The sequence below is a fragment of the Kitasatospora sp. NPDC087271 genome (assembly GCF_044744605.1).
GTDB lineage: Bacteria > Actinomycetota > Actinomycetes > Streptomycetales > Streptomycetaceae > Kitasatospora.
In genome coordinates this window covers 14,897-39,809 of record NZ_JBIUYQ010000020.1, presented here as the reverse complement: position 1 = coordinate 39,809, position 24,913 = coordinate 14,897, and the positions used below count along the sequence as shown (strand labels likewise).

The 24,913-nt window shown below is 74.7% G+C and carries 25 protein-coding genes and 1 pseudogene; 15 read left to right on the top strand and 11 right to left on the bottom strand.

From position 1 onward, the window contains the following. Positions 1-135 precede the first annotated feature (135 nt). From ACIO9K_RS28205 to ACIO9K_RS28195, 3 genes and pseudogenes are all read left to right on the top strand, one after another. Complete coding sequence (locus tag ACIO9K_RS28205) at positions 136-1,782, top strand: serine/threonine-protein kinase (RefSeq protein WP_400334196.1); 1,647 nt, start codon at positions 136-138, stop codon at positions 1,780-1,782. After that, a pseudogene (locus tag ACIO9K_RS28200) lies at positions 1,676-1,990 on the top strand (DUF664 domain-containing protein); the annotation flags it as partial. The gene ACIO9K_RS28205 and the pseudogene ACIO9K_RS28200, both read left to right, overlap by 107 nt. 192 nt (positions 1,991-2,182) lie before the next feature. Continuing rightward, complete coding sequence (locus ACIO9K_RS28195) at positions 2,183-3,091, top strand: phosphotransferase (RefSeq protein ID WP_363617455.1); 909 nt, start codon at positions 2,183-2,185, stop codon at positions 3,089-3,091. 21 nt (positions 3,092-3,112) lie between these two features. On the opposite strand, the gene ACIO9K_RS28190 is transcribed toward ACIO9K_RS28195, so the two are convergent. The 3 genes from ACIO9K_RS28190 to ACIO9K_RS28180 all read right to left on the bottom strand — a co-directional run bounded on the left by ACIO9K_RS28190 (position 3,113) and on the right by ACIO9K_RS28180 (position 5,357). Further along, on the bottom strand, positions 3,113-3,514 hold the full coding sequence (locus tag ACIO9K_RS28190; RefSeq protein WP_063350534.1) for a pyridoxamine 5'-phosphate oxidase family protein: 402 nt from the start codon (positions 3,512-3,514) through the stop codon (positions 3,113-3,115). A gap of 54 nt (positions 3,515-3,568) precedes the next feature. Beyond that, complete coding sequence (locus ACIO9K_RS28185; protein WP_363617457.1) at positions 3,569-4,198, bottom strand: MBL fold metallo-hydrolase; 630 nt, start codon at positions 4,196-4,198, stop codon at positions 3,569-3,571. Between the two features lie 73 nt (positions 4,199-4,271). After that, positions 4,272-5,357 carry an S-(hydroxymethyl)mycothiol dehydrogenase gene (locus ACIO9K_RS28180; RefSeq protein WP_363587547.1) on the bottom strand — a complete coding sequence of 362 codons (1,086 nt, stop codon included), beginning with the start codon at positions 5,355-5,357 and terminating at the stop codon, positions 4,272-4,274. A 661-nt stretch (positions 5,358-6,018) separates the two neighbouring features. Here ACIO9K_RS28180 and ACIO9K_RS28175 point away from each other — a divergent pair. The 3 genes from ACIO9K_RS28175 to ACIO9K_RS28165 all read left to right on the top strand — a co-directional run bounded on the left by ACIO9K_RS28175 (position 6,019) and on the right by ACIO9K_RS28165 (position 8,813). Then, the gene (locus ACIO9K_RS28175; protein WP_400334191.1) at positions 6,019-7,236 is read left to right on the top strand and encodes a cytochrome P450; all 1,218 of its coding nucleotides are present in this window, start codon (positions 6,019-6,021) and stop codon (positions 7,234-7,236) included. Continuing rightward, complete coding sequence (locus ACIO9K_RS28170; RefSeq protein WP_363617461.1) at positions 7,233-7,496, top strand: ferredoxin; 264 nt, start codon at positions 7,233-7,235, stop codon at positions 7,494-7,496. The genes ACIO9K_RS28175 and ACIO9K_RS28170 overlap by 4 nt, the downstream gene beginning before the upstream one ends. Positions 7,497-7,628: 132 nt before the next feature. Beyond that, positions 7,629-8,813 carry an MFS transporter gene (locus ACIO9K_RS28165; protein WP_400334188.1) on the top strand — a complete coding sequence of 395 codons (1,185 nt, stop codon included), beginning with the start codon at positions 7,629-7,631 and terminating at the stop codon, positions 8,811-8,813. Here ACIO9K_RS28165 and ACIO9K_RS28160 read toward each other — a convergent pair. The 4 genes from ACIO9K_RS28160 to ACIO9K_RS28145 form a co-directional block, all read right to left on the bottom strand. Then, entirely contained in the window at positions 8,794-9,699 is a 906-nt protein-coding gene (locus tag ACIO9K_RS28160) for a LysR family transcriptional regulator (protein ID WP_400334185.1), read from the bottom strand. The genes ACIO9K_RS28165 and ACIO9K_RS28160 overlap by 20 nt on opposite strands. A 9-nt stretch (positions 9,700-9,708) precedes the next feature. Beyond that, the gene (locus ACIO9K_RS28155; RefSeq protein WP_400334183.1) at positions 9,709-10,986 is read right to left on the bottom strand and encodes a phosphotransferase family protein; all 1,278 of its coding nucleotides are present in this window, start codon (positions 10,984-10,986) and stop codon (positions 9,709-9,711) included. 83 nt (positions 10,987-11,069) lie between these two features. Beyond that, on the bottom strand, positions 11,070-11,927 hold the full coding sequence (locus tag ACIO9K_RS28150; RefSeq protein ID WP_363631950.1) for a PhzF family phenazine biosynthesis isomerase: 858 nt from the start codon (positions 11,925-11,927) through the stop codon (positions 11,070-11,072). A gap of 89 nt (positions 11,928-12,016) precedes the next feature. Next, entirely contained in the window at positions 12,017-13,114 is a 1,098-nt protein-coding gene (locus tag ACIO9K_RS28145) for a DUF5937 family protein (RefSeq protein WP_363617472.1), read from the bottom strand. A 169-nt stretch (positions 13,115-13,283) separates the two neighbouring features. Between ACIO9K_RS28145 and ACIO9K_RS28140 the strand changes: the two genes are divergently transcribed. From ACIO9K_RS28140 to ACIO9K_RS28125, 4 genes are all read left to right on the top strand, one after another. Then, positions 13,284-14,564, top strand: a complete 1,281-nt coding sequence (locus ACIO9K_RS28140) for an MFS transporter (RefSeq protein ID WP_363617474.1) — start codon at positions 13,284-13,286, stop codon at positions 14,562-14,564. A 117-nt stretch (positions 14,565-14,681) separates the two neighbouring features. Then, positions 14,682-15,485, top strand: a complete 804-nt coding sequence (locus ACIO9K_RS28135; protein WP_363617476.1) for an MBL fold metallo-hydrolase — start codon at positions 14,682-14,684, stop codon at positions 15,483-15,485. Positions 15,486-15,491: 6 nt separating this feature from the next. Beyond that, positions 15,492-15,923 (top strand): nuclear transport factor 2 family protein, encoded by a 432-nt coding sequence (locus tag ACIO9K_RS28130; RefSeq protein ID WP_363587527.1) that lies wholly within the window; start codon positions 15,492-15,494, stop codon positions 15,921-15,923. A 142-nt stretch (positions 15,924-16,065) separates the two neighbouring features. Continuing rightward, on the top strand, positions 16,066-17,328 hold the full coding sequence (locus ACIO9K_RS28125) for an NAD(P)/FAD-dependent oxidoreductase (protein ID WP_400334178.1): 1,263 nt from the start codon (positions 16,066-16,068) through the stop codon (positions 17,326-17,328). Between the two features lie 204 nt (positions 17,329-17,532). Here the strand turns inward: ACIO9K_RS28125 and ACIO9K_RS28120 are convergent, their stop codons facing one another. Next, the gene (locus tag ACIO9K_RS28120) at positions 17,533-17,970 is read right to left on the bottom strand and encodes a hypothetical protein (RefSeq protein WP_363587523.1); all 438 of its coding nucleotides are present in this window, start codon (positions 17,968-17,970) and stop codon (positions 17,533-17,535) included. Between the two features lie 364 nt (positions 17,971-18,334). On the opposite strand from ACIO9K_RS28120, the gene ACIO9K_RS28115 reads away from it, so the two are divergent. Together ACIO9K_RS28115 and ACIO9K_RS28110 are read left to right on the top strand one after the other, a co-directional pair. Next, on the top strand, positions 18,335-18,571 hold the full coding sequence (locus ACIO9K_RS28115; RefSeq protein ID WP_363587521.1) for a DUF397 domain-containing protein: 237 nt from the start codon (positions 18,335-18,337) through the stop codon (positions 18,569-18,571). A 145-nt stretch (positions 18,572-18,716) separates the two neighbouring features. Beyond that, positions 18,717-19,133: a DUF3592 domain-containing protein gene (locus ACIO9K_RS28110; protein ID WP_363587519.1), complete on the top strand. Its 417-nt coding sequence runs from the start codon at positions 18,717-18,719 to the stop codon at positions 19,131-19,133. A gap of 527 nt (positions 19,134-19,660) precedes the next feature. On the opposite strand, the gene ACIO9K_RS28105 is transcribed toward ACIO9K_RS28110, so the two are convergent. After that, a complete protein-coding gene (locus ACIO9K_RS28105; protein ID WP_363587517.1) occupies positions 19,661-20,026 on the bottom strand; it encodes a hypothetical protein in 366 nt (121 codons plus the stop codon). Positions 20,027-20,167: 141 nt separating this feature from the next. Between ACIO9K_RS28105 and ACIO9K_RS28100 the strand changes: the two genes are divergently transcribed. The 3 genes from ACIO9K_RS28100 to ACIO9K_RS28090 are packed head-to-tail and all read left to right on the top strand — an operon-like array spanning position 20,168 to position 21,941. Next, positions 20,168-20,527, top strand: a complete 360-nt coding sequence (locus tag ACIO9K_RS28100) for a hypothetical protein (RefSeq protein ID WP_363587515.1) — start codon at positions 20,168-20,170, stop codon at positions 20,525-20,527. Further along, entirely contained in the window at positions 20,524-21,555 is a 1,032-nt protein-coding gene (locus ACIO9K_RS28095; RefSeq protein ID WP_400334172.1) for a hypothetical protein, read from the top strand. Before ACIO9K_RS28100 ends, ACIO9K_RS28095 begins: the two co-directional genes overlap by 4 nt. Next, on the top strand, positions 21,552-21,941 hold the full coding sequence (locus ACIO9K_RS28090) for a roadblock/LC7 domain-containing protein (protein WP_063350516.1): 390 nt from the start codon (positions 21,552-21,554) through the stop codon (positions 21,939-21,941). Before ACIO9K_RS28095 ends, ACIO9K_RS28090 begins: the two co-directional genes overlap by 4 nt. A gap of 25 nt (positions 21,942-21,966) precedes the next feature. On the opposite strand, the gene ACIO9K_RS28085 is transcribed toward ACIO9K_RS28090, so the two are convergent. After that, positions 21,967-23,022 carry a Clp protease N-terminal domain-containing protein gene (locus ACIO9K_RS28085; protein ID WP_400334169.1) on the bottom strand — a complete coding sequence of 352 codons (1,056 nt, stop codon included), beginning with the start codon at positions 23,020-23,022 and terminating at the stop codon, positions 21,967-21,969. A gap of 115 nt (positions 23,023-23,137) precedes the next feature. Continuing rightward, a complete protein-coding gene (locus tag ACIO9K_RS28080; RefSeq protein WP_400334167.1) occupies positions 23,138-24,709 on the bottom strand; it encodes an APC family permease in 1,572 nt (523 codons plus the stop codon). Positions 24,710-24,913: the final 204 nt, after the last annotated feature.

Here is a 24,913-nt window from a genome sequence, read left to right as displayed (position 1 = left end):
CGTCCGCCCGGGCCCCGGCCCGCCTGCCTGCCTGCCTGCCTGCCTGCCACACCCTCGCCTTGCCCCGCCCCGCCTTACCCCGCCCCCCGCTCCGCCACTCCCCCGTCCCACCCGCACGACCCGCTGGGAGCCAGCATGACCGCAGAGCCCTTCGGCGGCCCGTCGCCCACGGCGTTCCAGGCGCTGTCCCCGGACGACCCCCGCAAGGTCGGCGGCTACCGCCTCTGCGCGCGGCTCGGCGCGGGCGGCATGGGCCTCGTCTACCTGGCCTACACCCCCGGCGGGCGGCCGGTCGCGCTCAAGGTCGTCCGGCCCGAACTCGCCGAGGACCCCGAGTTCCGGCACCGCTTCGCCCAGGAGGTCGCCAGCGCCCGGCGCATCCACGGTCTCTACACCGCCCAGGTGGTCGACGCGGGCACCGACGCCGCCACTCCCTGGCTGGCCACCACCTTCGTGCCCGGCCCCTCCCTCCAGCAGGTCGTCCAGCACTACGGACCGCTGCCCGAACGGGCCGTCCTGCTGCTCCTCGCCGGCATCGCCGAGGCCCTCCAGGCGATCCACGCGGCGGGCGTCGTCCACCGCGACCTCAAGCCCGGCAACGTCCTCGTCGCCGCCGACGGCCCCCGCGTCATCGACTTCGGCATCGCCCGGGCCGCCGACGCCAGCCCGCTCACCGGCACCGGTCTGCGGATCGGCTCGCCCGGCTTCATGGCCCCCGAACAGGCCCTCGGCCTGTCCGCCGCCCCGGCCACCGACGTCTTCGCGCTGGGCGCCCTGATCGCCTACGTCGGCTCCGGCACTCCCCCCTTCGGCGACGGGCCCGAGCCCGCCTCGCTGTACCGGGCGGTGCACGAGGAGCCCGACCTCTCCCAGCTGCCGCCCGGACTGCACGAACTGGTCCGGCTCTGCCTGGCCAAGCGCCCCGAGGACCGGCCGGGCACCGCCCAGCTGATCGAGGCCGCCCGCCGGCACCCCGCCACCGGCGGCGAGCTCCGCTTCTCCGACGACTGGCTGCCCCAGCGGGTCAGCAGCGCGATCCGCCGCCACAGCGACCTGCCGACCACGCCCGGCGCACCCGCCCCGCCCGCCACCGTCCTCTCCCCGGCCCGGGCCGCGGCCGACGCCCCGACCACGCTCGGCCTCCCCGCCCCGCCGCCCACCCGGCTGCAACCGGCCCCCGACAGACCCGAGCCCGCCGCCCCTGCCCGCCGGCGCACCCACACCCGCACCCGCACCGTGCTCCTGACCGCCGCCGCCCTCCTCGTCGGCGCCGCGGCCACGTTCGTCCTGCTCGATCCCGAGTACCTCGACGCCCTCGACGACCTCGACGACCAGAACGTCGCCGCCGGCGCCGCCGCCACCACCGCTCCGGCCCCCGGCCAGGCCACCGCCGCCGCCACGACGGCCGCCGGGTACACCTCCGTCCACACCAACCTCGAACTCACCTCCCCCGACCCCACCTACGAGTTCGACCTCAAGGCCGGGAAGGTCACCGCCCAGGACGCCTCCACCTGGTACCTGGGCCGCCACGCCGGCGAGTTCTCCATCCCCGAGGACAGCGACGCCTACGTCGCGCCGACCGGCCGGCTCACCCTCCCCGACTGCGTCAAGGGCGTCGAGACCCAGCCGGTCTCCGCCCTGCCCTTCAACGCCCTGCGCACCGACCGCAGCTTCTGTGTCCGCGCCCAGGGTGGCCAGGACATCGCCATCGTCCGCGTCCTCGCCACGGCCGACGACGGCCCGGTCCGAATCTCGCTCACCTCCTACCACCGCTCCGCCTGACGCGGCGCCACCCCGGGCGGACGGCCTGGACGACGAGCAGCTGCGGCGACCGATAACCCCGTCGGGGAGGAACCTGCCGGGCCTGGTCAAGCACCCGGGGGGTGCCGAGCCGGGCTGGTTCTGCGAGGCGTTCGGCCGCGGGACGGGGCCCCTGCCCTTCGACCTGGAGGCCGACGAGACCTCCGACATGAGGGTGGAGCCGCACGAGTCCACATGGACATCCCGCGCGAACTCCTCGACGGCGCGGCCGGCGACCACAACCGGGGCTGAGCCGGGCAGGAGCCGCACCCGCGCCATCCCGCGCTGTCTCCGGCGAACGCCTGACGTGCCCGCCCGGCGCCTTCACACTGGTGGTGAAAGACGCAGGCCGACCTGCGACCGCGAAACCCCGAAGGTGCACATGAGTGAGCGATTCGCCGCGCTGGACGACCTGGCCGAGCGGTGGGGCCTGAGCGGCCTGGAACTCGTCGGCCAGGGACTGGAGTTCTCCGTGTTCCGGGCGCAGGCGCGGGACGGGCAGCCCGTCGCGGTGCGGCTCGCGCGCCAGCGGTTCGAGTCGAACGCCAACGACCCCCACGTGGACACCCGGACCCTGCTCCGGCAGGAGTACGCCATCGCGAAGCACCTGGCCGCCCACGGCCTGCCGGTCGCGCAGCCGAGGGAGCTCGTCCTGGCGGACGACCCGGCCGCCCCCGACGTACTGCTGTCCGCCTACGTCCCCGACGACGGCTCGGACCTCGACTCCTTCGAGCTGGGTCACCTCCTCGCGCGGCTCCACCGGGTGCCGCCGCCGCAGCTGAGGCCCGTCGCGGCGGAGGGAACCGGCACGGCGGCGGCGATCGCCGCACGCATCGGGCGCCGCTGGGCCGAGATCGGCCGCCGCGTCGGCGACTGGCCCGAGCCGCCGGCCGCTTCCCTGATCGCCGGCCACCTCGCCGGTTCCACCGAGGACAGCCTGCTGCACCTCGACGTGCGCAGCGCCAACATCCGCCGCCGCCAGGGGCGGGCGGTCGCCCTGCTCGACTGGTCGAACGCCCTGCTCGGGCCCCCGGCCCTGGAGTTCGGCCGGCTCGTCGAGTACGCCCGGTACCCGGAGAACGACCTCGACCCGGCGGCGGTCCGCAGCGGGTACGCGAGGACGGCGACCGCCCCGGCCGACGACGATCCGTGCCTGGCCGTGGGCCGGCTGGACGCCGCGCTGATGCTGGCGCTCGTCTTCCTCTCCGAGGCGCCCGACGCCGGCCGGGGCCCGGCGGCGGCCGACCACGCCCGCGAGCTCGCGCTCAGGATGGGCGCGGGCCGCGCGTGAGGAAGCCCGGGAGCAGGGCTCTCAGGGCCGGCCGAGGACACGGTCGACGGCGATCTCGATGACCACCCGGTCCGGGTTCGCCCGGGGTTCGCGGTAGCGCTCGGTGTAGCGCCGCTCGGCGTCGGCGACCTGCTCCGGCTCGTCCCGGACGACGGCCACGCCCTCCAGGGTCGACCAGCGTGCCCGGTCCACCTGGCAGACCGCGACCCGCAGGCCCTGCGGGCCGGCCGCCGCCACGTTGCGGGCCTTGCGGCTGGTGCGGCTGGTGATCACCCGGGCCGTCCCGGTCTCCGGCTGGTACGTCACGCCGACCGGCACCACGTGCGGCGAGCCGTCCGGGCGAGCGGTGGTCAGGGTGGCGATGTGACGCTCCCGCCAGAAGGCGAGGAAGGCGTCGTCGAGGTCGCGGGGATCATGGGCCATGATCGCGATGCTACGGCCCCGGAGCGCGCGCCGTGCTCCGGGGGCCGTTCGTCGTCAGTGCCCGCGGGCGATCCAGTCCGGCAGGGCCGGGGCCTCGGCGCCGATGGTGGTCGGGTCGCCATGGCCGGTGCGGACCACCGTCTCGGCCGGGAGCGACAGCAGCCGCTCACGGATCGAGTCGATGATCGTCGGGAAGTGCGAGAACGACCGGCCGGTCGCGCCCGGGCCCCCGTGGAACAGCGTGTCGCCGGTGAAGACGGTGCCGAGCTCCGGCGCGTACAGGCAGACCGCGCCCGGGGCGTGGCCCGGGGTGTGCAGGACGGTCAGCTCGGTGCCGGCCACCTCGATCCGCTGCCCGTCGGCGAGTTCGCCGTCCGGGAGGCGCTCGGGGTGGGTGAGCTTCCACAGCGGCAGGTCGTCCGGGTGCAGCAGGATCGGCGCGCCGGTGCGGGCGGCGAGGGCCGGGGCGGCGTCGATGTGGTCGTTGTGCGCGTGGGTGGAGACGATCGCCAGCAGCCGGCGCCCGCCGAGCGCGGCCTCGATCGCGTCGGCGTCGTGCGCGGCGTCGATCACCACCGCCTGCTCGTCGTCGCCGACGATCCAGACGTTGTTCTCCACCTCCCAGCTGCCGCCGTCGAGTTCGAAGGTACCGGCCGTCACCAGCCGGTCAATGCGCGGACTCATGCGCCCACCTCGCTTCGCTCGGCAGGTGCTTCGCCCGATGCGCACCTCTCGATGGTTCGCTCGCTACGCTCGCTCACAGGACCACGACCGAACGGAGCACGTCGCCCTGGTGCATGCGCTCGAAGGCCTGCTCCACCGCGTCGAGTTCGATGGTCTCGGTGACGAACGCGCCGAGGTCCAGGCGGCCCTGGAGGTGGAGGTCGATCAGCATCGGGAAGTCCCGCGAGGGCAGGCAGTCGCCGTACCAGGAGGACTTCAGCGCGCCGCCGCGGCCGAACACGTCGAGCAGCGGCAGCTCCAGCGTCATCTCCGGCGTGGGCACGCCGACCAGGACGACGGTGCCGGCGAGGTCGCGGGCGTAGAAGGCCTGCTTGTAGGTCTCCGGGCGGCCGACCGCCTCGACCACCACGTCCGCGCCGTTGCCGCCGGTCAGCTCCCGGATCGCCTCGACCGGGTCGGTGCTGCGGGAGTTGACGGTGTGGGTGGCGCCGAGCTTGCGGGCCGTCTCCAGCTTGCGGTCGTCGATGTCGACGGCGATGATCTTCGCCGCGCCCGCCAGCCGCGAGCCCATCACCGCCGCGCCGCCGACGCCGCCGCAGCCGATCACCGCGACCGAGTCGCCGCGGCCGACGCCCCCGGTGTTGATGGCGGCGCCGATGCCCGCCATCACACCGCAGCCCAGCAGGCCGGCGACGGCCGGCGAGACCGCCGGGTCGACCTTGGTGCACTGGCCGGCCGCGACCAGGGTCTTCTCGGCGAACGCGCCGATCCCCAGCGCCGGGGACAGCTCGGTGCCGTCCAGCAGCGTCATCTTCTGCTTGGCGTTGTGGGTGTTGAAGCAGTACTGCGCGCGGCCGCGCCGACAGGCGCGACACTGGCCGCACACCGCGCGCCAGTTGAGGACGACGAAGTCGCCCGGCTCGACCTCGGTGACGCCCTCGCCGACCGACTCGACGACGCCCGCCGCCTCGTGCCCGAGCAGGAACGGGAACTCGTCGTTGATGCCGCCCTCGCGGTAGTGGAGGTCGGTGTGGCAGACCCCGCAGGCCTGGATTTTGACCACCGCCTCGCCCGGCCCCGGGTCCGGCACCACGATCGTGGTCACCTCCACGGGCGCGCCCTTGGCGCGCGCGATGACTGCCTTGACCTGCTGGGCCATCCGATTCCACCTCCGTCGGCCGATGCGGCTCTGCACCGGCGTGACCTGCGACAAACGACTGCCCACGAAGCGTAGCGCCCGTAGCGACGGGCGCCGACGGGGCGGGCCCGGTGATCCGGCTCACCGCACCGGCCGCGAGGGCGTCATATGCCGTCGAGATATCCGCCGGACCCCCGGCGCGGCCCGCACGGCAGGGCGCGCGGGCGGCGCCGAGCGCCCGTCAGCGTGCCTCGAAGTGCCCGGAAAGGAGCGCCGTTGGCTGGAAGTGCCGCTGACGCGCGCACCACCGCCCACGTACGGTCGTAGCAGAAGCGGTCCACGCGACCACGCTCAGCACATCCGCCCCACCCGACGGTGCGCCACCGCGCGCCGTCCGCGCCGAGGCGTACCGACCGTACGCCGTCGCACGATTCGCGCCATCCCCCGTTCCGGTCCGCGTTCGCCTTCGCTTCCGCCTTCGATCCGCCGTTCGTCCCACCCGATCCGCCGTTCGTCCCGATCTGCCGCCCCACCCGATCCGCCGTTCGTCCCGGTCCGCCGGACCCGGCCCGGGCCGAGCCGAGCCGCCCGCCGGCCCGCCCCACCCGTCCCCGCACCATCCCGGTTCCACCCCCCGTCGGGCCGTCACGCGCGGCCCCCCGCCCTGGAGTCTGGAGTACGGATGTCCGCCGAGAACAGTGCGACCGGTGCCGGAACCGGCACCGTCCCGCTCATCCCGCTGCACTGCCTGCGCAGCCTGGAGCCCGGCCCGCCCCGGCTCGCCGCGCTGCCCACCGGCACGCCCGTCTGGCTGGTCAGCCGCCACGCGGACGTGCGGCAGGTGCTGACCGACCCGCGCCTGGGCCGCGCCCCGCTGTACGAGCCGGACGCGCCGCCGATCACCGCCATCCCCAACATCCTCGACGACCCGCAGGGCCTGCTGAACATCGACGGCACCGAGCACCAGCGGCTGCGCCGCACCGTGCAGCGGGCCTTCACCCCGCGCGCGATCGCCCGCTGGCGGCCCTGGGTCGCCTCGGTGGTCGAGGGCCTGATCGACGAGCTGATCGACCACGGCTCCCCCGCCGACATCGTGGCCGGCTACACCCGGCCGCTACCGGTCCACGTGATCAGCCGGCTGATGGGGCTGGACAACCTGGACGGCAAGAAGCTCGCGCACTGGAGCGACCACGCGCTCTCCGCCACCGCCTACACGGCCGAGGAGATCGCCACCGCCATGGCCGAGTTCGCCGGCTTCGGCGCCGCCGTGATCGCCGAGCGCCGCGCCGACCCCGGCGAGGACCTGGTCAGCAGCCTGCTCGCGGCCGCCGCCGAGGACGGATCGATCACCGAGCGGCAGCTGGTCACGCTGGTCATCGGCCTCGTCGTGGCCGGCCACGAGACCACCATGACCAGCCTTGGCAACGCGCTCGTCTACCTGCTCGCCGACGGCCGCGAGGCCTGGCAGCGGCTCGCCGCCGACGAGGCCAGCGCGACCGCCGCGACCGAGCAGATCCTGCGCGCCGTCCCGCTCGGCGACGCCAAGCACCTGCCCGGCCTGTTGCGCCGCACCATCGAGGACGTCGAGATCGGCGGGGTGGTCATCCCGGCCGGCAGCGTCGTCGCCGCCGACACCGGCGCCGCCAACCACGACCCGTCGGTCTTCACCGGGGACCTGCTCACCGAGCTGTTCTCCCCGCTGGCCGCGCCGATGCTGACCTTCGGGGCCGGGCCGCACCACTGCCTGGGCGCCTGGCTGGCCCGGATGGAGCTCGAACTCGCCCTGCACCGCCTGGCCCGCCGGCTGCCCTCGCTGCGCCTGACCGGGCCCGTCGAGGAGATCGACTGGCGGAAGGGCCTGCTCACCCGCAGCCCCGAGACCCTCCAGGTCGCCTGGTGACGGCCACCCCGGGGACGGGCGCCGACGCGGTGGTCGTCCGGGTCGACCGGGACCGCTGCATCGGCTCCGGGATGTGCGCCCTGAGCGCCCCCGGCTCGCTGGCGCTCGGCGCGGACGGGCTGGCCGAGCCGGTGGCCGACTACGCGGCCGACGGCGCCGAGCTGACGGAGGCACTGGCCGACGCGGTCGACTTCTGCCCGGTCGAGGCGCTGACCCTCTACTCGGCCGCGGGCGGCCACCGGATCGCCCCGCCGGAGTGACCGCGCCCCGGCGCCGCCTGCCGCACCACGGCGGGCGGCGCCGGGGGCACCCCTGGATCGATGAACCTGGCTAATCGACGGATGAGCTCATCGATCTTGTTCCGCCCTCGGCGCGGCTGATGGGCTGGCTCCATGACCGACGCCGACACCCTCGCGCCCCCGGCCGCCCCCGGCAGCCCGCCCCGCTGGGCACCGATCACCGCCGTGGCCCTCGCCACCTTCACCGTGGTCTCCGCCGAGATGATGCCCGTGGGGCTGCTGACCCCCGTCTCGAAGACCCTCGGCGTCTCCGACGGCGTCACCGGGCTCTCCCTGACCATCACCGGGCTCCTCGCCGCCGCCCTGTCCCCGTTCGTTCCCGCGCTCATCGGGCTCCGGGACCGCAAGCACGTGCTGGTCGCCTTCATGCTGCTGCTGTCGCTGGCCAACGCGCTCACCGCGCTCGCCCCCGACTACCCCGTACTGGCCGTCGGCCGCGTCCTGCTCGGCCTCGCGATGGGCGTCGTGTGGGGCATCACCGCGGGGCTGGGCCCACGCCTCGCCGACGGGCCGCGGATCGCGCTCGCCACCACGCTGATCTTCTCCGGCGTCTCCATCGCCTCGGTGCTCGGCGTCCCCCTGGGCACCTACCTCGCGGCGCTGCTCGGCTGGCGCTCCGCGTTCTGGGCCCTCGCCCTGCTCGGCGCGGTGTCCGCCGCCGTCCTCGCCCGCACGCTCCCCGCCCTCCCCGTCCACGAGCGCGGCCGGCTCGACCGGATCGCGGACGCGCTGCGCAGCCGGGGAGTCGCCGCCGGACTCGCCGTCACCGCGCTGGTCGTGCTCGGCCACTTCACCGGCTACACGTACGTACGGCCGGTGCTCGAACTCGACGCGGGCCTGAGCAGCGGCGTCATCGCCGCCTGCCTGCTGGTCTACGGACTGGCCGGCGTCGCCGGGAACTTCACCCTCGGCCCGGCGGCCGGCCGGCGCCCCAAGGCGGCCGTGACCACCGCCCTCGCGGGCGTCGCGCTCGCCACCGCCCTCCTGCCGCTCCTCACCGGGAGCGTGGTGGCGGTGCTGATCGCGCTCGTCGTCTGGGGCGCCTCGTACGGCGGGGTCTCGATCTCCACCCAGACCTGGGTCCGGATCGCCGACCCCACCCGGATGGAGGCCTCGGCGGCGCTGTGGGCGGGCGTGTTCAACGCGAGCATCGCGCTGGGCTCGCTCGCCGGCGGCCTGGTCGTCGACCGGGCCGGGACCCACGCCGTGCTCCTCACGGCGGCGCTGATCACGGCGGCCGGACTGCTGCTCGCCGCCGTCACGCGCCCACGGCGGTGAGCGCCCGCACGAAGGCCCCGGCCAGCGGGTGCGGCGGCCGCTCGCCCTGCACCACCAGCAGCGTGGACGGCTCCAGGCCCGGCACCGGCAGACAGCGGATGTCCGGCCGCTGGACGTACGCCGTGCTCGCCTCGCACAGCAGCAGCCCCAGGCGGGTGCTGGCCACCGTCGACAGCCCCTCCTGGAGCGTGGCCGCGCCCGCCGGGTAGGCCAGCTCCCGCCCGTCGGGCGTCCGCCGCGGGGCGTTCGCCCGGCGCCAGTAGTCCGGGGCGGGCCCACGCGGTTCGATCAGCGCCAGCCCGGCCAGTTCGTCCGCCGAGACGCTCGCCGCCCCGGCCAGGCGGTGCCCGGCCGAGAGGGCGACGTACATCGGCTGCCGCGAGAACTCCAGCAGCACCCGCAGGCCGTCCTCCCGGCACGGGGACAGCACGATGGCCAGGTCGATCTCGCCCCGGCCCAGGTGGGAGAACGGATCGCCCCAGGACAGTTCGACGAGCTGGGCCGCCCCCTCCGCAAGGCCCGCGATCGCCCTGGCCACCGGCTCGTACACGGCGCACTGGAACCCCAGGCGCAGCGGCCGGTCCGTCGAGGCGGCCCGGGCGCGGGCCGCCTCGAAGCCCTCCCGGAGCCGGTCGACGGCGGGCACCACCTGCTCGGCCAGCTCGCGCCCCAGCTCGGTCAACTCGACCCGCCGGCTGGTGCGTTCGAACACCGGGGCGCCGACCCGGCCCTCCAGCCGCTTGATCAGCTGGGAGACCCGGCCCTGGGAGACGCCCAGGAGCTGCGCCGTCCGCCCGAAGTGCAACTGGCGCACCAGGACGGAGAAGCACTCCAGTTCCTGGAGCGGCAGCTCCGGGAGCACGGGGCCTGGCGTCGTCCGATCCACCCCGGCAGTCTAGGTGTTCCGACCTGTGAGGTCGGGAACGCCGCAGGCCAGTGCCGCGCGCAGCTCGGCGGCCGGGTCGCCCGCGTGGTACGGGCGTTCGCTCTCCTCGATGTGGTCCAGGAACTCCTGGTAGCGCAGCGCGTAGGACAGGTGGTACAGCGGCTCGACCAGCTCCAGCGCGCGCCACGGCCGGGATCCGGGCGCGTGCTCGCTCCAGGCCTTCAGCCAGACCTCGACGAGGTGCTGCCAGCGCTCCGGCGCGAGGTAGGCGCGCGGGCGCAGCCCGTCCAGGGCGGGGTGGCCGAGGTAGGAGTCGGCGTAGTCGACGACCACCGGACGCTCGCCGTCGGAGCGCCAGTTGCCGGGGTGGAAGTCGCCGTGCACCAGGGTCTCGGGGAGGCCGCAGGCCGCCAACTCCTCCAGCAGTGGCGGCAGTTCGGCGACCAGTCGGCGGACGTCGGCCAGTTCCCCGGGCGTCAGGTCGGTCTCGCCGGGGAGCCGGTCGAGCAGCGCCTGCGCCTGGGCGAGCAGGGTGCGGGGCGTCCGGTCGCGCAGCCCGGCCTTCGCCGCGCGCCCGTCGGCGGCCAGCGCCGCCTGGGCGGCGACCAGCCGGGGCACCACCTCCTCGACGGTGTCGAGGGACGGCGACCAGCAGTCCTCGCCGGGCACGTGGTCCAGCAGCAGCCGCCCACCCGCCGGGTCGGCGGCCAGCACCGGCGGCACGAGGCCCGGGTCGACGCCGCCGAGCAGCGCGATCACCTCGCCCTCCCGGGCGTTGAAGGCGGGCGTCGTGGTCTTCAGCCAGGCGTCACGGCCGGTGGCCGTCGGGAGGCGGAGGAGGCCCGACAGGTTCCAGGTCCGGATCTGCCGCGCCGGGCCGGCGACCGGACGGCCCGCCCCGGCCAGCTCCGCCTCCGCCCAGGCCAGCGCCTCCCCCAGCCCGGCCGGCGTGGCCCAGGCCGCGCGGCGCTCGGCGGGGCCGAGCAGCGCGGCCGTCCCGGCGTCCAGCGGCCGGGCCTCGACGGCCGTCGGCCGCTCCAGCGCCTCGGCGTGGTACCACACCTGCCCACCGTGCCCACCGTGCCCGCCGCGCCCGCCCTGCTCGCCCCGGCCCTCCACCAGCCGCAGCACCAGCACCGGCACCCCGGCGAGTTCGGCCGTCCGCGCCCCCACCCCGTCCACCGACGACCACCACCCGCCCGCCGCCTGGAACGGGCCCACGGGACCGAAGTACTCAGCCCCGTGGGTGAGATGGACCGTGACGGTGCGTTCGCTCGCTCGCTGCATCCGGGCAGCTTCGCCCACCCGGGCCCGGTATGCGAGCGAATTTCCGGACGCCTCGGGCCGGGACCGGGCCGAGCGCGTTCGCGCTACGGGATCGCCACCGCCGCGCCGGACACCCGGATCCGGCTGTCCGCCGTCCGTAGTTCGACGTGGAGCACGCCCGGGCGGCCCAGGTCCTCACCCTGGTGGAGGGTCAGCACCGCCGGGGCCGCCGCCGCGCCCTGCTCCCGCAGGTAGGCGCCGAAGGCGGCCGCGGCGGCGCCGGTGGCCGGGTCCTCGACGACGCCGCCGACCGGGAAGGGGTTGCGGACGTGGAAGACGTCCGCGGCCTCGCGCCAGACGAGTTGGAGGGTCACCAGGTCGCGGGCCCGGGTGTAGGCGGCGAGGCCGTCGAAGTCGTAGTCGAGGCGGGCCAGGCGGTCACGGGTGGCGGCGGCGAGGACGAGGTGGCGGGCGCCGGCGTAGGCGATCCGGGGCGGCAGGGTCGGGTCCAGGTCAGTGCGGGCCCAGCCGAGCAGGGCGAGGACTTCGTCGACGTCGGCCTCGGTCACGTCCTCCACCTGCGGCTCGACACTGGTCAGGGTGGCGCGCAGCACGCCCTCCGCGTCCTGGTCGACCTGGACGGGGACTTCGCCCGCGGCCGTCGTGAAGACGTACTGCCCGGGGCCGGTGCGGGCGGCGAGCGCGACGGCGGAGGCGACCGTGGCGTGGCCGCAGAACGGCACCTCGGTGAGCGGGCTGAAGTACCGGACTCCGTAGGCGCCTTCGGTCGCTCCCGCGGTCAGGAAGGCCGTCTCGGAGTAGCCGAGCTCGGCGGCGATGGCGAGCATCCGCTCGTCGGTCAGGCCTGCGGCGTCGAGTACGACGCCCGCCGGGTTGCCGCCCTCGGGGCGGGTGGTGAAGGCGGCGTAGCGCAGGATGCGGGGTGAGGCGTCGTCGGTCATGCCCGGACGAACGCGTTCCGCTCCCCCGCTGTTCCCGCTCACCCGCCGCCGCTCACCCGTCGCCGCTCCGCCGGTCACCACGACACCGGTCACCGCAGCAACGCCTCCAGGAAGTCCGAGCCGAGCCGGGCGCTGCCGGACAGGTCGAGCTGGTAGAGCATGTACCGCCCGCGCCGCTGGGTGATGAGCAGCCCCGCCTTGCGCAGGACGGCCAGGTGCCGGGACACCTCCGGCGCGCTGAGCTGCCAGGTGGAGGCGAGTTCGCCGGTGGTGTGCGCGCCGCGGGCCATGGTGCGGGCCAGGCGCAGCCGGACGGGGTGGGCGAGGGCTTCCAGCCGCTGCTGGACGAGGGCCAGCGAGACGGGTTCGGGGATGCCCGCCTCGGCGACGGGGTACTGGAGGACGGGACGCCAGCCGGGGGTGTACACCACCACGAGGTGGGGCCGGCCGAAGGCGGTGGGGATGAGGGTGACGCCGCCGCCCTCGGTGCCGCTGGTGGCGTTGTCCTGGAGCTTGTCGATGACGATCCGCCGCCGCCCGTCGGCGCTCTGGTCGAGGGTGACGGAGGGTGAGACCGCGGCCAGCGCCTCGGCGGGGCCGCGCCGGGCCAGCAGATCGGCCTTGCGCCGGGCGTCGGCGGCGAGGGCGGGCAGGACGCGCTGCCAGGCGTCGGCGAAGAACGCGGACTCGCAGTCCTCCAGCATCCGCCGGACGAGGGCCCGCACGGCGGGCGGGTCGGCGAGCAGCCGGTCCGCGAAGGCGGCCTGCCGGGGGCCCCGGGCGAGCGCGAGTTCGCGGGCCCGCTCGTTGGCCACCGGGTCGGTGAGCGGGGAGGGCGCCCGGCGGGCCGGCCGGGAGGAGCCGCAGGTGGTGACGAGGGCGGCGGCGACGTACAGCTCGTCGTCCATCCGGTCGACGGCGTCGAGCTCGGCGGCCAGGGTGGCGCCGGGCAGGCCGGGGACGAGGAAGTCGGCGCGGGAGGAGCGCCAGAGGAAGTCGGCCTCCAGCAGCCGCTCGGACAGCTCCGGCGGGATCGTCGCGGCGGTGCTGGACGCCCAGCCGTGCAGCGCGGGGTGGTGCGCGGGCTCGGCGAGGACGTCCAGCATCGCGGTCAGCTCGCCCAGCGGGGACGGTGTGAAGAGCAGGCGCTCGTCCGGCAGGCCGGTGATGTCGATGGTCACGCTCATGCGCCCGCCGTGCTCCTCCCGGCAGGGGCGTTCGCCCACCCGCGCCTCTCGATGATCGGTTCGCTCACGACGGCGATCCTGCCACCCGCCCGGATCCGCTCCCGCGTCGATTGACGGTTAGCGTCAATCCACGTGCCCGGCGGGCCGGGCCGGGCGGACGGTACCGGCCATGAGCCTGATCCAGGAGAAGTCCGTCCATGACCACGCCGCCGTCCGCGACGGCGTGCCGCCGGCCCCGCCGATCGGTGCGAGCCGCGGGGGCCCGTCCACGCTGCTGCGGCTGCTGACCGCCGCGGGCGGGCCCCGGTACGCGGCCGCGCTGGTGGTGGACGCGGTGGGCTCCGGCCTGCTGCGGCCGTTCCTGCTGCTGTACGGGATCGGGGTGCTGCACCTGGGCGCGGCGGCGGCGGGGCTGACGATGTCGGCGGGGATGGTGGCGGGCCTGCTGGTGGTGCCGCTGACCGGCCGGTGGATCGACCGCGGCGCCCGGACCGTGCCGGCGGCGGCCACGTTGGCGGTGCGGGCGGCGGGCGCGCTGGCGCTGCTGGTCTCGGACGGCCTGCCGGGGTTCGTGGCGGCGTCGGTGCTGATCGGGGTGGGCAGCCAGTCCTGGCCGACCACGCACGCGGCGGTGGTCAGCACGCTGACCGAGGGCCGCCTGCGGGACGCCGCGCTGGCGGCCGGGCGGTCGCTGCGCAACGCGGGACTGGGCGCGGGGGCGCTGCTGGCCACCCTGGTGGTGACCGGCGGGACGGGCGCGATCCGGGTGCTGGCCGGGGTGACGGGCGCGGCCTGCCTGGCCGCCGCCGCGCTGGTGCTGTCGCTGCGGGTGCGCGCGCCGCAGCGGGCCGCCGACCGGGCGGTGGACGTGCCGGAGCAGGGCGAGTCGCTGCGGCGGATCAGCCTGCTGAGCCTCGCCAACCTGCCGTACGCGTTCTGCTTCGACGTGCTGGAGGTGGCGCTGCCGGCGCTGCTGGTGCTGCACCTGCACGCCTCCCCGGCGTGGTCGTCGGGCGTGTTCGTGGGCAACACGGTGCTGGTGATCGCGCTGCAGCTGGTGCTGGTGCTGCGGCTCGCGGACCGTTCGCGGCGGGCCGTGCTGGCCGCCTCGGGGGTGACGCTGGCCCTGGCCTACCTGGGGTACTGGGCGGTCGGGTCGCTGGGCGGCACCGCGGGCGCGGCGGGCGTCGCGGCGGTCTCGGTGGTGTTGACGCTGGGCGAGATCCTCTACACCGGTGCGGGGACGGCCCTGGTGACGGCCGCCGCCCCGCCGCACCTGCTGGGGCGGGCGCTGGCGCGCTGGGAGCTGTCCTCGGGCGTGGGCCGGGCGGCGGCGCCGGCGGCGCTGACGGCGCTGCTCGCGGCCGGTCCGGGGGTGCTGTGGCCGGTGCTGGCCGGGGCGACCCTGCTGGGGGCGCTGGCGGTGCTGCGACTGGCCCCGAGGACGTGACGCCCACGGCGCGGGTCGGATCGGGCCCGGCCCCGCCCCTCCTCCGGATGCGGAGCGCACCCGCAAGGCCGATGCTGGCCGCGAGGCGTGCCCGGCAGCAGGAAGGACAACAGACCCATGAGTGCTCTCGACTTCGAGATCATCGACAGCCCCGACAGCTCGCTCAACAAGACCTCCGTCCTGGTCACCGGCCCGAAGGACGCCCTGCTGGTGGACGCCGGGTTCACCCGCTCCGACGGCCGCCGGCTGGTGGAGCGGATCCGCGCCGCAGGCAAGCGGCTGGCCGCGGTCTTCGTCAGCCACGGGGACCCGGACTTCTACTTCGGCGCCCAGGAGGTCCAGGACGCCTTCCCCCAGGCACGGTTCCTGGCCACCGCCTCCACCGTCGAGCACATCCAGGAGACGTTCGAGGGCAAGCTCAGGGCCTGGGCCCACCTCGGCCCGGAGCTGCCCACCCGGCTGGTCCGGCCCGAGCTGCTGCACGGGGACGAACTCGTCTTCGAGGGGCACCGGTTCGAGCTGCGCGGCGCCGACTTCCACCTGCCCGACCGGCACTACCTCTGGCAGCACCACCACCGCGCCGTACTCGGCGGCGTGCTGCTCTTCGAGGGCCTGCACGTGTGGACGGCCGACACCCCCGAACCGGCCCAACGCGCCGCCTGGATCGACCTGTTGGACGGGATCGAGGCGCTCGAACCGCAGTTCGTCGCGGCCGGCCACCGCACCGCCGGCGCGGCCACCGACCTCACCTCCGTCCGTCACACCCGGGACTACCTGCGCGCCTTCGAGACCGAGATCGGCCGGGCCCCGGACGCGACCGCCGCGAAGGAGGCGCTGGAACGGCGCTTCCCCGACCTGGGGCTGAAGATCGCCGTCGACCTCGGCACCAAGGTCGCCATGGGCGAGATGGCCTGGGGCTGAGCGACGATGATCGAGATCCCGAGGGACACCGCCTCGTTCGCCGAGTCCTCCGCCCCGGCCGACGTGGTCCGCCGCCAGTACCTGGCCTCCGCCCACGGCGACCTGGCCGCGCTGCGCGCCACGCTCGCCGACGACGTGGAGTGGACCGAGATGGCCGGCTTCCCGCTGGCCGGCACCTACCGCACCCCGAAGGGCGTCACCGCCAACGTCATGGAGCGCCTGGCCGCCGCCTGGGAGAACTGGACGGCGCACGACGACACCTACGTGGTCGACGGCGAGAACGTGGTGGTGCTGGCCCGCTACACGGCCGTCCACAAGATCACCGGAAAGCCGCTCGCGGTGCGGGTCGCCCACCACTTCACGGTGCGCGGCGGCCGGATCGTCCGATTCGAGCAGTTCGCCGACACCGCGCTGGTCCGGGAGGCCATGACCCCGTAGCGAATTCCCTGACCGCGCCCGTAGCGGTTCGCGTTCACCCGTAAGGGGGAGCATGGCGCGGCGCGCCCGGCACGCCCTCGACACGCCACCCGGACGGCGGCAGGCTGGCCCCTGATTCCGGCCGGAGAGCGAGGAGTTCAGCATGGGCACGGGCACGGCGGGAACGGCGGAGGACGGCGGGCGCGAGCGGCCGATCGTGATCGTCGGGGCGTCCCTGGGCGGCGCGAAGGCCGCCCAGGCGCTGCGCGAGGCCGGGTACCGGGGCGGCATCGTCCTGATCGGCGACGAACACGAGCGCCCGTACGAGCGGCCGCCGCTGTCGAAGGGGTACCTGCTCGGCAAGACGCCCCGGGAGAAGATCTACGTCCACCCGCCGCAGTGGTACGGGGAGCAGGACGTCACGCTGCGGCTGGGCACGACGGTGGCCGCGATCGACCCGGCCGGACACACCGTGACGCTCACCGACGACGGCCGGATCGAGTACGCCAAGCTGCTGCTCACCACCGGCTCGACCCCGCGCCGGCTGCCGGTGCCGGGCGCGGACCAGGACGGCGTGCTCTACCTGCGCCGGGTCGAGGACAGCGACCGGATCAAGGCCGTGCTGCGCCCGGGCGCGCGGGTCGCGGTGATCGGCGCGGGCTGGATCGGCCTGGAGGTGGCGGCCGCCGCCCGGGAGGCCGGCGCCGAGGTGACGGTGCTGGAGGCCGCCGAACTGCCGCTGCTGCGGGTGCTGGGCCGGGAGGTGGCGCAGGTCTTCGCCGATCTGCACCGCGACCACGGCGTCCAGCTGCGGTTCGGCGTCGAGGTCACCGAACTGACCAGCTCCGGCGGCGCGGTGAGCGGCGTGCGGCTGGGCGACGGCACGACGGTACCGGCCGACGCGGTGGTGGTCGGCATCGGCATCACCCCGGCGACCGGCCTGGCCGAGGCCGCCGGGCTGGAGATCGACAACGGCGTCAAGACCGACCAGCAGTTGCGCACTTCCGACCCGGACGTCTACGCGGCCGGCGACGTCGCCAACGCCTACCACCCGCTGTTCGACACGCACCTGCGGGTCGAACACTGGGCCAACGCCGTCAACCAGCCGCAGACCGCCGCCCGCGCGATGCTCGGGCACCCGGACGCGGTGTACGACCGGATCCCGTACTTCTTCAGCGACCAGTACGACCTCGGCCTGGAGTACGTCGGCTACGTCGAACCGGACGGCTACGACCAGGTGGTGTTCCGGGGCGACCCGGCCACCCGCGAGTTCATCGCCTTCTGGCTGGCCGACGGCCGGGTGCTGGCGGGGATGAACGTCAACGTCTGGGACGTCACCGACCCGATCCGCGAACTGGTGCGCTCCAGGCGGGTGGTGGACCCGAAGGCGCTGGCCGACCCGGACACCCCGCTCGGCGAGGTCTGACGTACGCGCGCTGCCCTGGGACCCCGCCACCCCTTTCCGGAGTGGCGGGGTCTCCTGGCCGACCGCTCCCTGATGAAGCTGTTGAAAGCACGCCCGGCCTGTACCAGTTCGACCTGATCGACACTTACCGGCGATCCGGGGTGAGTCGGGCAGTCAGAGCAGGATCTTCAAGAGGCTTCCAGGGATCCGGCCAATGGCTTCGGGTCAGGTCCGCTTGCGGCTCGCGATCTCGTCAGCGAGCTGCTGCACGTGGACGGGGTCCGCGTCCCGGGCAAGGGCGACGTAGTGGTCCATGACGGCCGGCCGGTAGCGCACGGGAAACGTCTGTCCTGGGGCGAGTCGGGTGAGCTCGGTGATCGTGAGGCCTTCGTCCGCGATACCGCGGAACGAGATGCCGTCGGCGGTCTCCACGTCGAGCATCAGGACCACGCGCGGACTGCTGTTGACCTCCCGCCAGTCGACGAGAACGCCGAGCGCAAGCGCCCCCGTACGCAGTTCCGCGTTGCGCTTCCGTGCATCACTGCTCAGGAACGGGTTCGGGGCGACGCCCGGGAAGTCGGGCCCGACACCGAGCGATTCCCGACTCAGGTCGGGCCTGAGCTGCGCCATCAGATCGTTGAGCTTCTTCTGCGAACCGAACATCCTGGCCCTCCCTCACACCGGTGCCGGAATCTCGGCCTGGCGCTTCGTATTCACTGCGATGGTATGTCGCGGCCATTCCCGACCTCCGGCGCATCGCCCCGTCCCGATGGGGTCGCCGTCTGCGGTCGCGGAGGGACTCGGTCGGTGCACCTGTCTGTCGGACGAGCCACGTCCACACGCCGACAGGAGGACCAAGCCGTGATCGATACTGACCCCAACCGCGCATCCCGGGCAAGACCGTACGGTGCCGCGATCCTGTGCGGAGCGGCCGTCACGCTGATCAACTTCTTCTGGACCGTCGGCCAGTGAACATCAACGCACAGAGCTCGACGATCCCGTCGTAGGCCACCCTGGTCTCATCCCGGTGTTTCAACACAGGCAGGAAACCAAGAGAGGATCTACCGCGACCACCGAGCCTCAGCGGTTCAAGTCTTCGTACAGCGACAACGGCGGCGCTTGCGTAGAGGTGGCCGCCAACGTCCCCGGTGTTGTCCCCGTCCGCGACTCGAAGGACCCCGAGGGCCCGGCCCTCGCCTTCTCCCCCGACGGCTTCGCGGCCTTCGTCGCCGCCGTCCGTACCGGCGAGTTCGGCGACGTCTGACGTACGCGCGGTGCCCTGAGGGCCCCGCCACCCCTTTTTCCGGAGTGGCGGGGCTCCGCCGTGAACTGGGCGGGTTCCAGGCGTCAGGAGTCCCTGCGGTCGGCAATACTGGGGTGTCCGGGGGCGATTCGGACAGGGAGGCGCGGTGGGCGGGACGGCCGGATTCGCCGTGGTGGTGTTCGGCGGCCTGGGCGGCGTGGTCGCCTACCTCGCCGGGGTGGTCGGCCTACGCGACCTCCGGCGGCTGCGCCGGGTCGGCGTCCCGGCCCTGGCCCTGGTGCGCGCCCGCGTCCCCGCCCCGGAGGACCGCGCGCTGCCGCCGCGCCCGCTGCTGCAGTTCGAGACCGAGGACGGCCGGGTGGTGGAGGTCTTCTCCCCCGTCCCGTCCACCCCGCGCCACCCGCTGCCGGACGGCGGCCACGTGCAGGTCCGCTACGACCCGGCCGACCCCCGGCAGGTCCTGGTGGAAGGCCGCGAGCGCAGACCCCTGGAGTACGGCTTCGTGGCGCTCGGGCTGCTGATGGTGCTGGCCGCGATCACACTGGCGGTCGCCGTCCTGTGAGGCTGCCCGCCTGAATCGTCTTCGAGAACGAGGCCGGGTTCGCGATGACGCCGCCGCGCGCCCGCACCTGGGGCCAGCGCGGACACACACACCCGTCGTCCGCGTCCGGGGACGCTCCCGCCGCCGGATCTCGGCGGCGCGCCTTCGTGCCGCGCGCGGCGTGGTCGAGCCGATTCCGCGGCACCGCCGAAACACCGGCGCTCCGGCGGTTCGACCACGGCATTCCGGCGCTCCGGCGCCGGCCGGAACAGCCGAGGCGAATATGACGCCCAGTCATCGGAAAGTCACGCATTTTCATGGTCGGCGCACACCCGCGATATTCGCGGCCCGATTCCCACGGACGGATCTCCGTAGCCGGTTCGTCACGTCCCGCATTCGCTCCGCCCGGAATTCCACGCGCGACACGCGGCCCGCGCGGGCCTTCCGGGTGGGCCTTCGGGCAGTCCTTCAGGCAGGGCTTCAGGCAGGGCTTCCGCGCAGGCCTTCCGGACGGGGCGCGGACACCCGGGCCGTCGGCCCGACCTCGGCTAGACGTCGAGAGCGGCCTCGATGCGCTTGAGACCGTGCCGGGCGAGCGCGAGGTTGGCGCGCGAGCGGTCCAGCGCCAGGTAGAGGAAGAGCGAGCCGTGACTGCGGGTCAGCGGGCGGATCAGGTGGTACTGGGTGCCGAGGGTGATCAGGATGTCCTCGATGACATCGTCGATCGACAGCGCGGCCAAGGCGCGTATCTTCGCACGAACGACCTCGGTGTTGGCGGCGGCCGCAATCTCCAGGTCGAGCTGCTGCCCCCCGCCGAGGAACCCGAGCGACATGCCGCTATCGTAGTCGGCCACAGCCACTCCGATGGCCCCCTCGATGGCCATCGCGTCCTTGAGTGCGTCGTCAATGTTCATGCGCTGTTCGTCCTTTGCGTGACTTCCGGGCAGAACTCCCGTGTGCAGGAACAAAATAGCAAGAAGTCACCGGTTGTGGTCGCCTCGTGAAAATGATGGAATAAAGTACGCTACCGGGGTTCAGAACGTGAAGGGGTACTGGTGCGCGCACTCGAAGCTTCCCTCTCCGATGTGCTCGGCTCCCCCGGAGTGGTCGGTGCCGCGCTCGTCGACGCCGTCACAGGTCTCAGCTACCAGTCCGCCGGGGACCACCGGCTGCTCGGGACCGGGGCCGAACTCGCCGAGCTGACCAACCTGATCGGCGAGCGGCTGTACGAGGCAGGGGCGGAGAGCGAGTTGGAGAGCCTGGTGGTCACCAGCACCCGCCATCACCAGGTCGTCCAGGTGGTGTCCCGGAAGGGCGACCCCCTGCTGCTGGCCACCGTGCTGGACCGGGAACGGACCAACCTGGCGCTGGCCGTCCGCCAGACCGCCGACCGCGCGCAGGACTTGCTGGCATGACCGACCCGTCCCACGACACGGCGCCGCCCGCCATCCCCGCAGCTCCCACGACGCCGGCTCCGCCCACCGCGCGCAACGTGCCCGCGCTGCTGCTCGCGCTGCGCCGGACGGAGTTCACCGGCTCGGTCACCGTCTCCAGCGCACCGGGCGGCACGATCCACCTGGAGCAGGGTCTGGTCACCGCGATCGAGACCCCCGGGGCCCCGACCGCCGCGACCCTGCTGCTGAAGTCCCGGCGCGTCGGCGAGGAGGAGTGGGCGTCCGCCGAGGTGGCCGCGTCGGTCGGCCGGCCGACCGACGCTCCCCCGACCTGGGGCGGCGACCTCGGCGCGGCCCTGGTGGCTCAGGGGTCGATCGGCGCCGCCGAGCTCGAAGCCGTCTGCGCCGCCGCCGCCTTCGACGGGGCCTTCGCCCTGGTGCTGAGCCCGCCCGGCAGTTGGGAGACGGCCGAGGCGGCGCCGCCTGCCAGGATCGCGCTGCGCCCGGGCATCGAGCCGGAGCGGCTCTTCGCGGAGACCGCCCGGCGGACGGCCCTGCTGACCCGCCTCTGGGGACCGCCCGGCGAACTGGCCCGCATCCGGATCCGTCCTGCCGCCCGGGCCGAATCCGGTGCGCTGCGGATCCCGGTCCGCTACCGGGAGATCCTGGCCGCCGCCACCGGCCGCCGCACCGCGCGCGACCTCGGCTTCGCCCTGGGACGCGGCGTGTTCGCGGTACTCCTCGACGTCGTACGGATGGACGCCCGGCACCTGCTCCACCGGGAACCGGCGCACCCGGCTCCCCTGGCACCGAGCGTGGCCCCGCGCATAGCGACGAGCGAACCGCCGCCGGCCGACACCGGGCCGCTGCCGCGCCGCGTCCGCAGCGGACGCGGCGCGGGTGGTCCGGGCGGCCCCGGCGGCCCCGGCGGCCTGCCCGCCCGATCCGAGGGAGCGGCGGCGGCTTCCGACGGCCCACCGAACGCACACCGCGCCGAGCACACCGCGCGTACCGAGACGACCGAGCAGAGTGAGAAGAGCGCACCATGAGCAGCCAGACACCGACCGCCGTACTGGTCGACGAGTTGAAGTCCCTCCGCGACCGGGTCATGGGCATCTCGGAGAGTGTCATCTCCACCACCGACGGCCTGTTGGTGGCCGCCGACACGGCTGCCGTCCACCCCGAGTCGGCCGCCGCCCTGTCGGCCGCCATGCTCGGCCTCGGCCGGCGCACCGCGGCCGAGGTCGGCGTGGGCGGCCTGCGTGACGTGGTCACCCGCTGCAACAGCGGCTACGTCGTGGTGCTGGCGATCGGGGAGCAGGCGCTGCTGATGATCCTGGGAGACGAGGGCCTCGACGTCGCCGGCCTGCACCGCGAGTCACCCGCCACGGTCCGCCGCCTGAGCGAGCTGCTCGGGATGGTCCCCGCGGTCTAGTCCCAACGCCGTTCAGTTACAGCAATCAGGGGTGATCGGGCCGGTCGCCGCACAGGGCCTCGACCAGCCGCCGGGCCCGGGTCTCCTCCGAGAGCAGCGTCTCCACCAGCGGCCCGGTTCCCTGCCTGTCCGCCGCGCCGGACAGGTAGGCCTCGACCGCCCGCGGGTCGGCCGCGAGCGGCACCCGCCCGGCGGTGAGCGCGGCGTGGGCCCGGGCGTAGTCCAGGCCGAGCCGGGCCAGCCGCACCCCGCCCGCGTGCCGCTCGGCCGGGTCGACGCCGCCCTCGCCGGCCAACTGCGGGTGCCGGCAGGCGACTTCGTGCACGGCGAGAACGGCCAGCAGCACGTGCTCGGTGCCGGGCGCACGGCGGCCGAGGCGCTGCGCCTGCCCGTCGGCCTCCAGCCGGACCCAGGCCATCGGCGCGGCCGCGATGTTCATCTTGGCGAAGCCGGGTACCAGCAGCCGCTTCCAGCGCGGCAGCCGGTACGGCGTGCGGCCGAGCAGCGCGTCCCGGGTGGGGCGCAGCAGCGGGTCGAGGTCGTCGCGGTCGGGGGCGCCCGGGGCACCGGGACCGTCCGGCGCGTCGGGGCCGGCGGGCGCCGCCAGTCGCTCCAGCACCGCTCCCGGCGCGACGCCCGCCGCGCGCAGCAGTTCGACGGCCCGGGCGTGCGGATCGGCGAGCAGGGCGCGCAACAGGTGTTCGGCGCTGAACTTCCGCTCGCCGTCCTGCCGGGCCCGCTCCATGGCACCGGTCAGGGCGCGGGCGGCGGCGCCGCTGAGCAGCACGCCGCGCTCCCCGGTCGGGCCGAGCGCGTCGCGGGCCGGCACGCTCGCGCCGGCCCCGTCGTCCGAGCCCCAGCGTGCCGTGTCGGCCCCGCCCTGGCGGTCGCGCAGGACGGCGAGCAGGGCGGTCGCGGTCGCCCCGGCGGCCGCCAGGGCCTCGCCGGCCGGGCCCTTCGCCCCGGCGACGGCGGCCAGCAGGTGTTCCGTCCCGAGGCGGCCGTCACCCCCGCCGCGCGCGCCCCGGGCCGCGCCCAGGACGCCGAGCGTGCGCCAGTCCGGTTCCAGCGTCGTCTCCATCCGGCCCCTCCCACCACGATGCTTTGCCCGAACTATATGCCTGCTTTGCTAGTCCTTTACACGTGACTACGCGTCAAGGAAACGTCAGAACCAGCCGGTTCGGGGCACCGGCAACTCAGGGCGCGGAGGCCGGGTCGGCGGCGCTCACCGGGACGTCCGGGTGGCGGAACCAGGACCCCTGCACCACCCGCTGCACCAGCATCAGCACCGCGCCGAGCAGCAGCGCGCCCAGCCCGATCACCGTCACCCCGCCGACCCGGCCGACGCCCGGCAGGTCGATCGAGGTGGCGCCGTAGTCCGGATCGGCGTAGACGTCGAAGGCGCCGTAGGCGAAGAAGTACAGCAGCATCAGGCCGCCGGCCAGCGGGAGCACGCCCTTGAAGACGAAGTCCCGGACGCTGCGGGTGAGGACCCGGCGGTAGTACCAGACGCAGGCGAAGCCGGTCAGGCCGTAGTAGAAGGCGATGCCGAGGCCGACCGAGGCGATCGAGTCGGCCAGCACGTTGCCGCTGATCGCGGTGAGCAGGACGTAGAAGGCGATCGACGCCAGGCCCATGGCGACCGTCGACCAGGTCGGGGTGCGGTGGCGCGGGTGCACCCGGGCGAAGCCGGTCGGGATGGCCCGGTGGGTGGCCATCGAGAAGGTGGTGCGGGCGGTGGGCAGGATCGTCGTCTGGGTGGAGGCGGCGGCCGAGGTCAGCACCATCAGGATCAGCAGCCGGCTGAGCACCGCGCCGATCCCGGTGGTGCCGAACACCGCGTCACCGAGGCCGGACAGCACGTCCCCCGAGTGCGCCGGGTTGCCGAGCCCGATGCCGTCCGCGCCGACCCCGGCGAAGGACTGCGCCGAGGTGGCGACCAGGACGTAGATGAGGAGCAGCAGCACGGTGGAGATGACGGCCGCGCGGCCGGGCGTGCGCGCGGAGTCGGCGGTCTCCTCGTTGACGGACACGGCGGTGTCCCAGCCCCAGTAGATGAAGACCGCGGCCAGCATGCCGGCGGTGAACGCCGAGGTCGAGGGCACGTTGAACGGGTTGAACCAGGACGCGTCGACGGGGATGGCGGTCGGGGGCGCGGCGGAGCCGTACGCCTTGACGAGCGCGGTGACCGAGAAGGCGACCAGCATCACCACCTCGACGGCCAGCAGCCGGCGTTGCAGGGTCGCGGACAGCTCGATGCCGACGTAGCAGATCGCGGTCATCAGGACGATCCACAGCACCCCGGCGGTGGCCGTCCACACCCGGCTGTCCGCGAGCGAGTCCAGGCCGACCAGCCGGAAGCCGTACACCCCGGCGATCTGTGCCAGGTTGGCCATCACGATGACGTCGGCGACGACGATGCCCCAGCCGCCCATCCAGCCGGTGCGCGGGCCGAACGCCCGGGCGGCCCAGGTGAAGGTGGTGCCGCAGTCCGGGTCGGCGGCGTTGAGCTCCTTGTAGGCGTAGGCGATCAGCAGCATCGGGATGAACGCCAGGACGGTGACGACGGGCGCCTGGAGGCCGACCCCGACCACGACGATGCCGAGGGTCGCGGCGAGGCTGTAGGCGGGGGCGGTGGAGGCGAGGCCGATGCACACCGAGGACAGCAGGCCCAGGGCGCCGCTCTTCAGGCCCTTCTCGCCCGCCCCGGAACCCGTCGGACGGTCACGGGGACCGCCGGTCGGGGGGCTGGTCGGGGACGCCGACACTGGCCCCACCCCCTTGGGTGCGCAGCGGGGGCCGCGAGGACGGATCTGGTCGTCTCAGCGTAACGCCGCCCGCGGCGGGCGGCCCGGGGGCGGCGAGCGGGCGGCCCGGGGGCAGGGCTGCCGGGCTACCGGGCCTGCGGGCTGCGGGGCTGGACGGACGACGCGCGGCGCGGGCCGTGGTGCGGTCGCGGCGGTGCCCGCCTG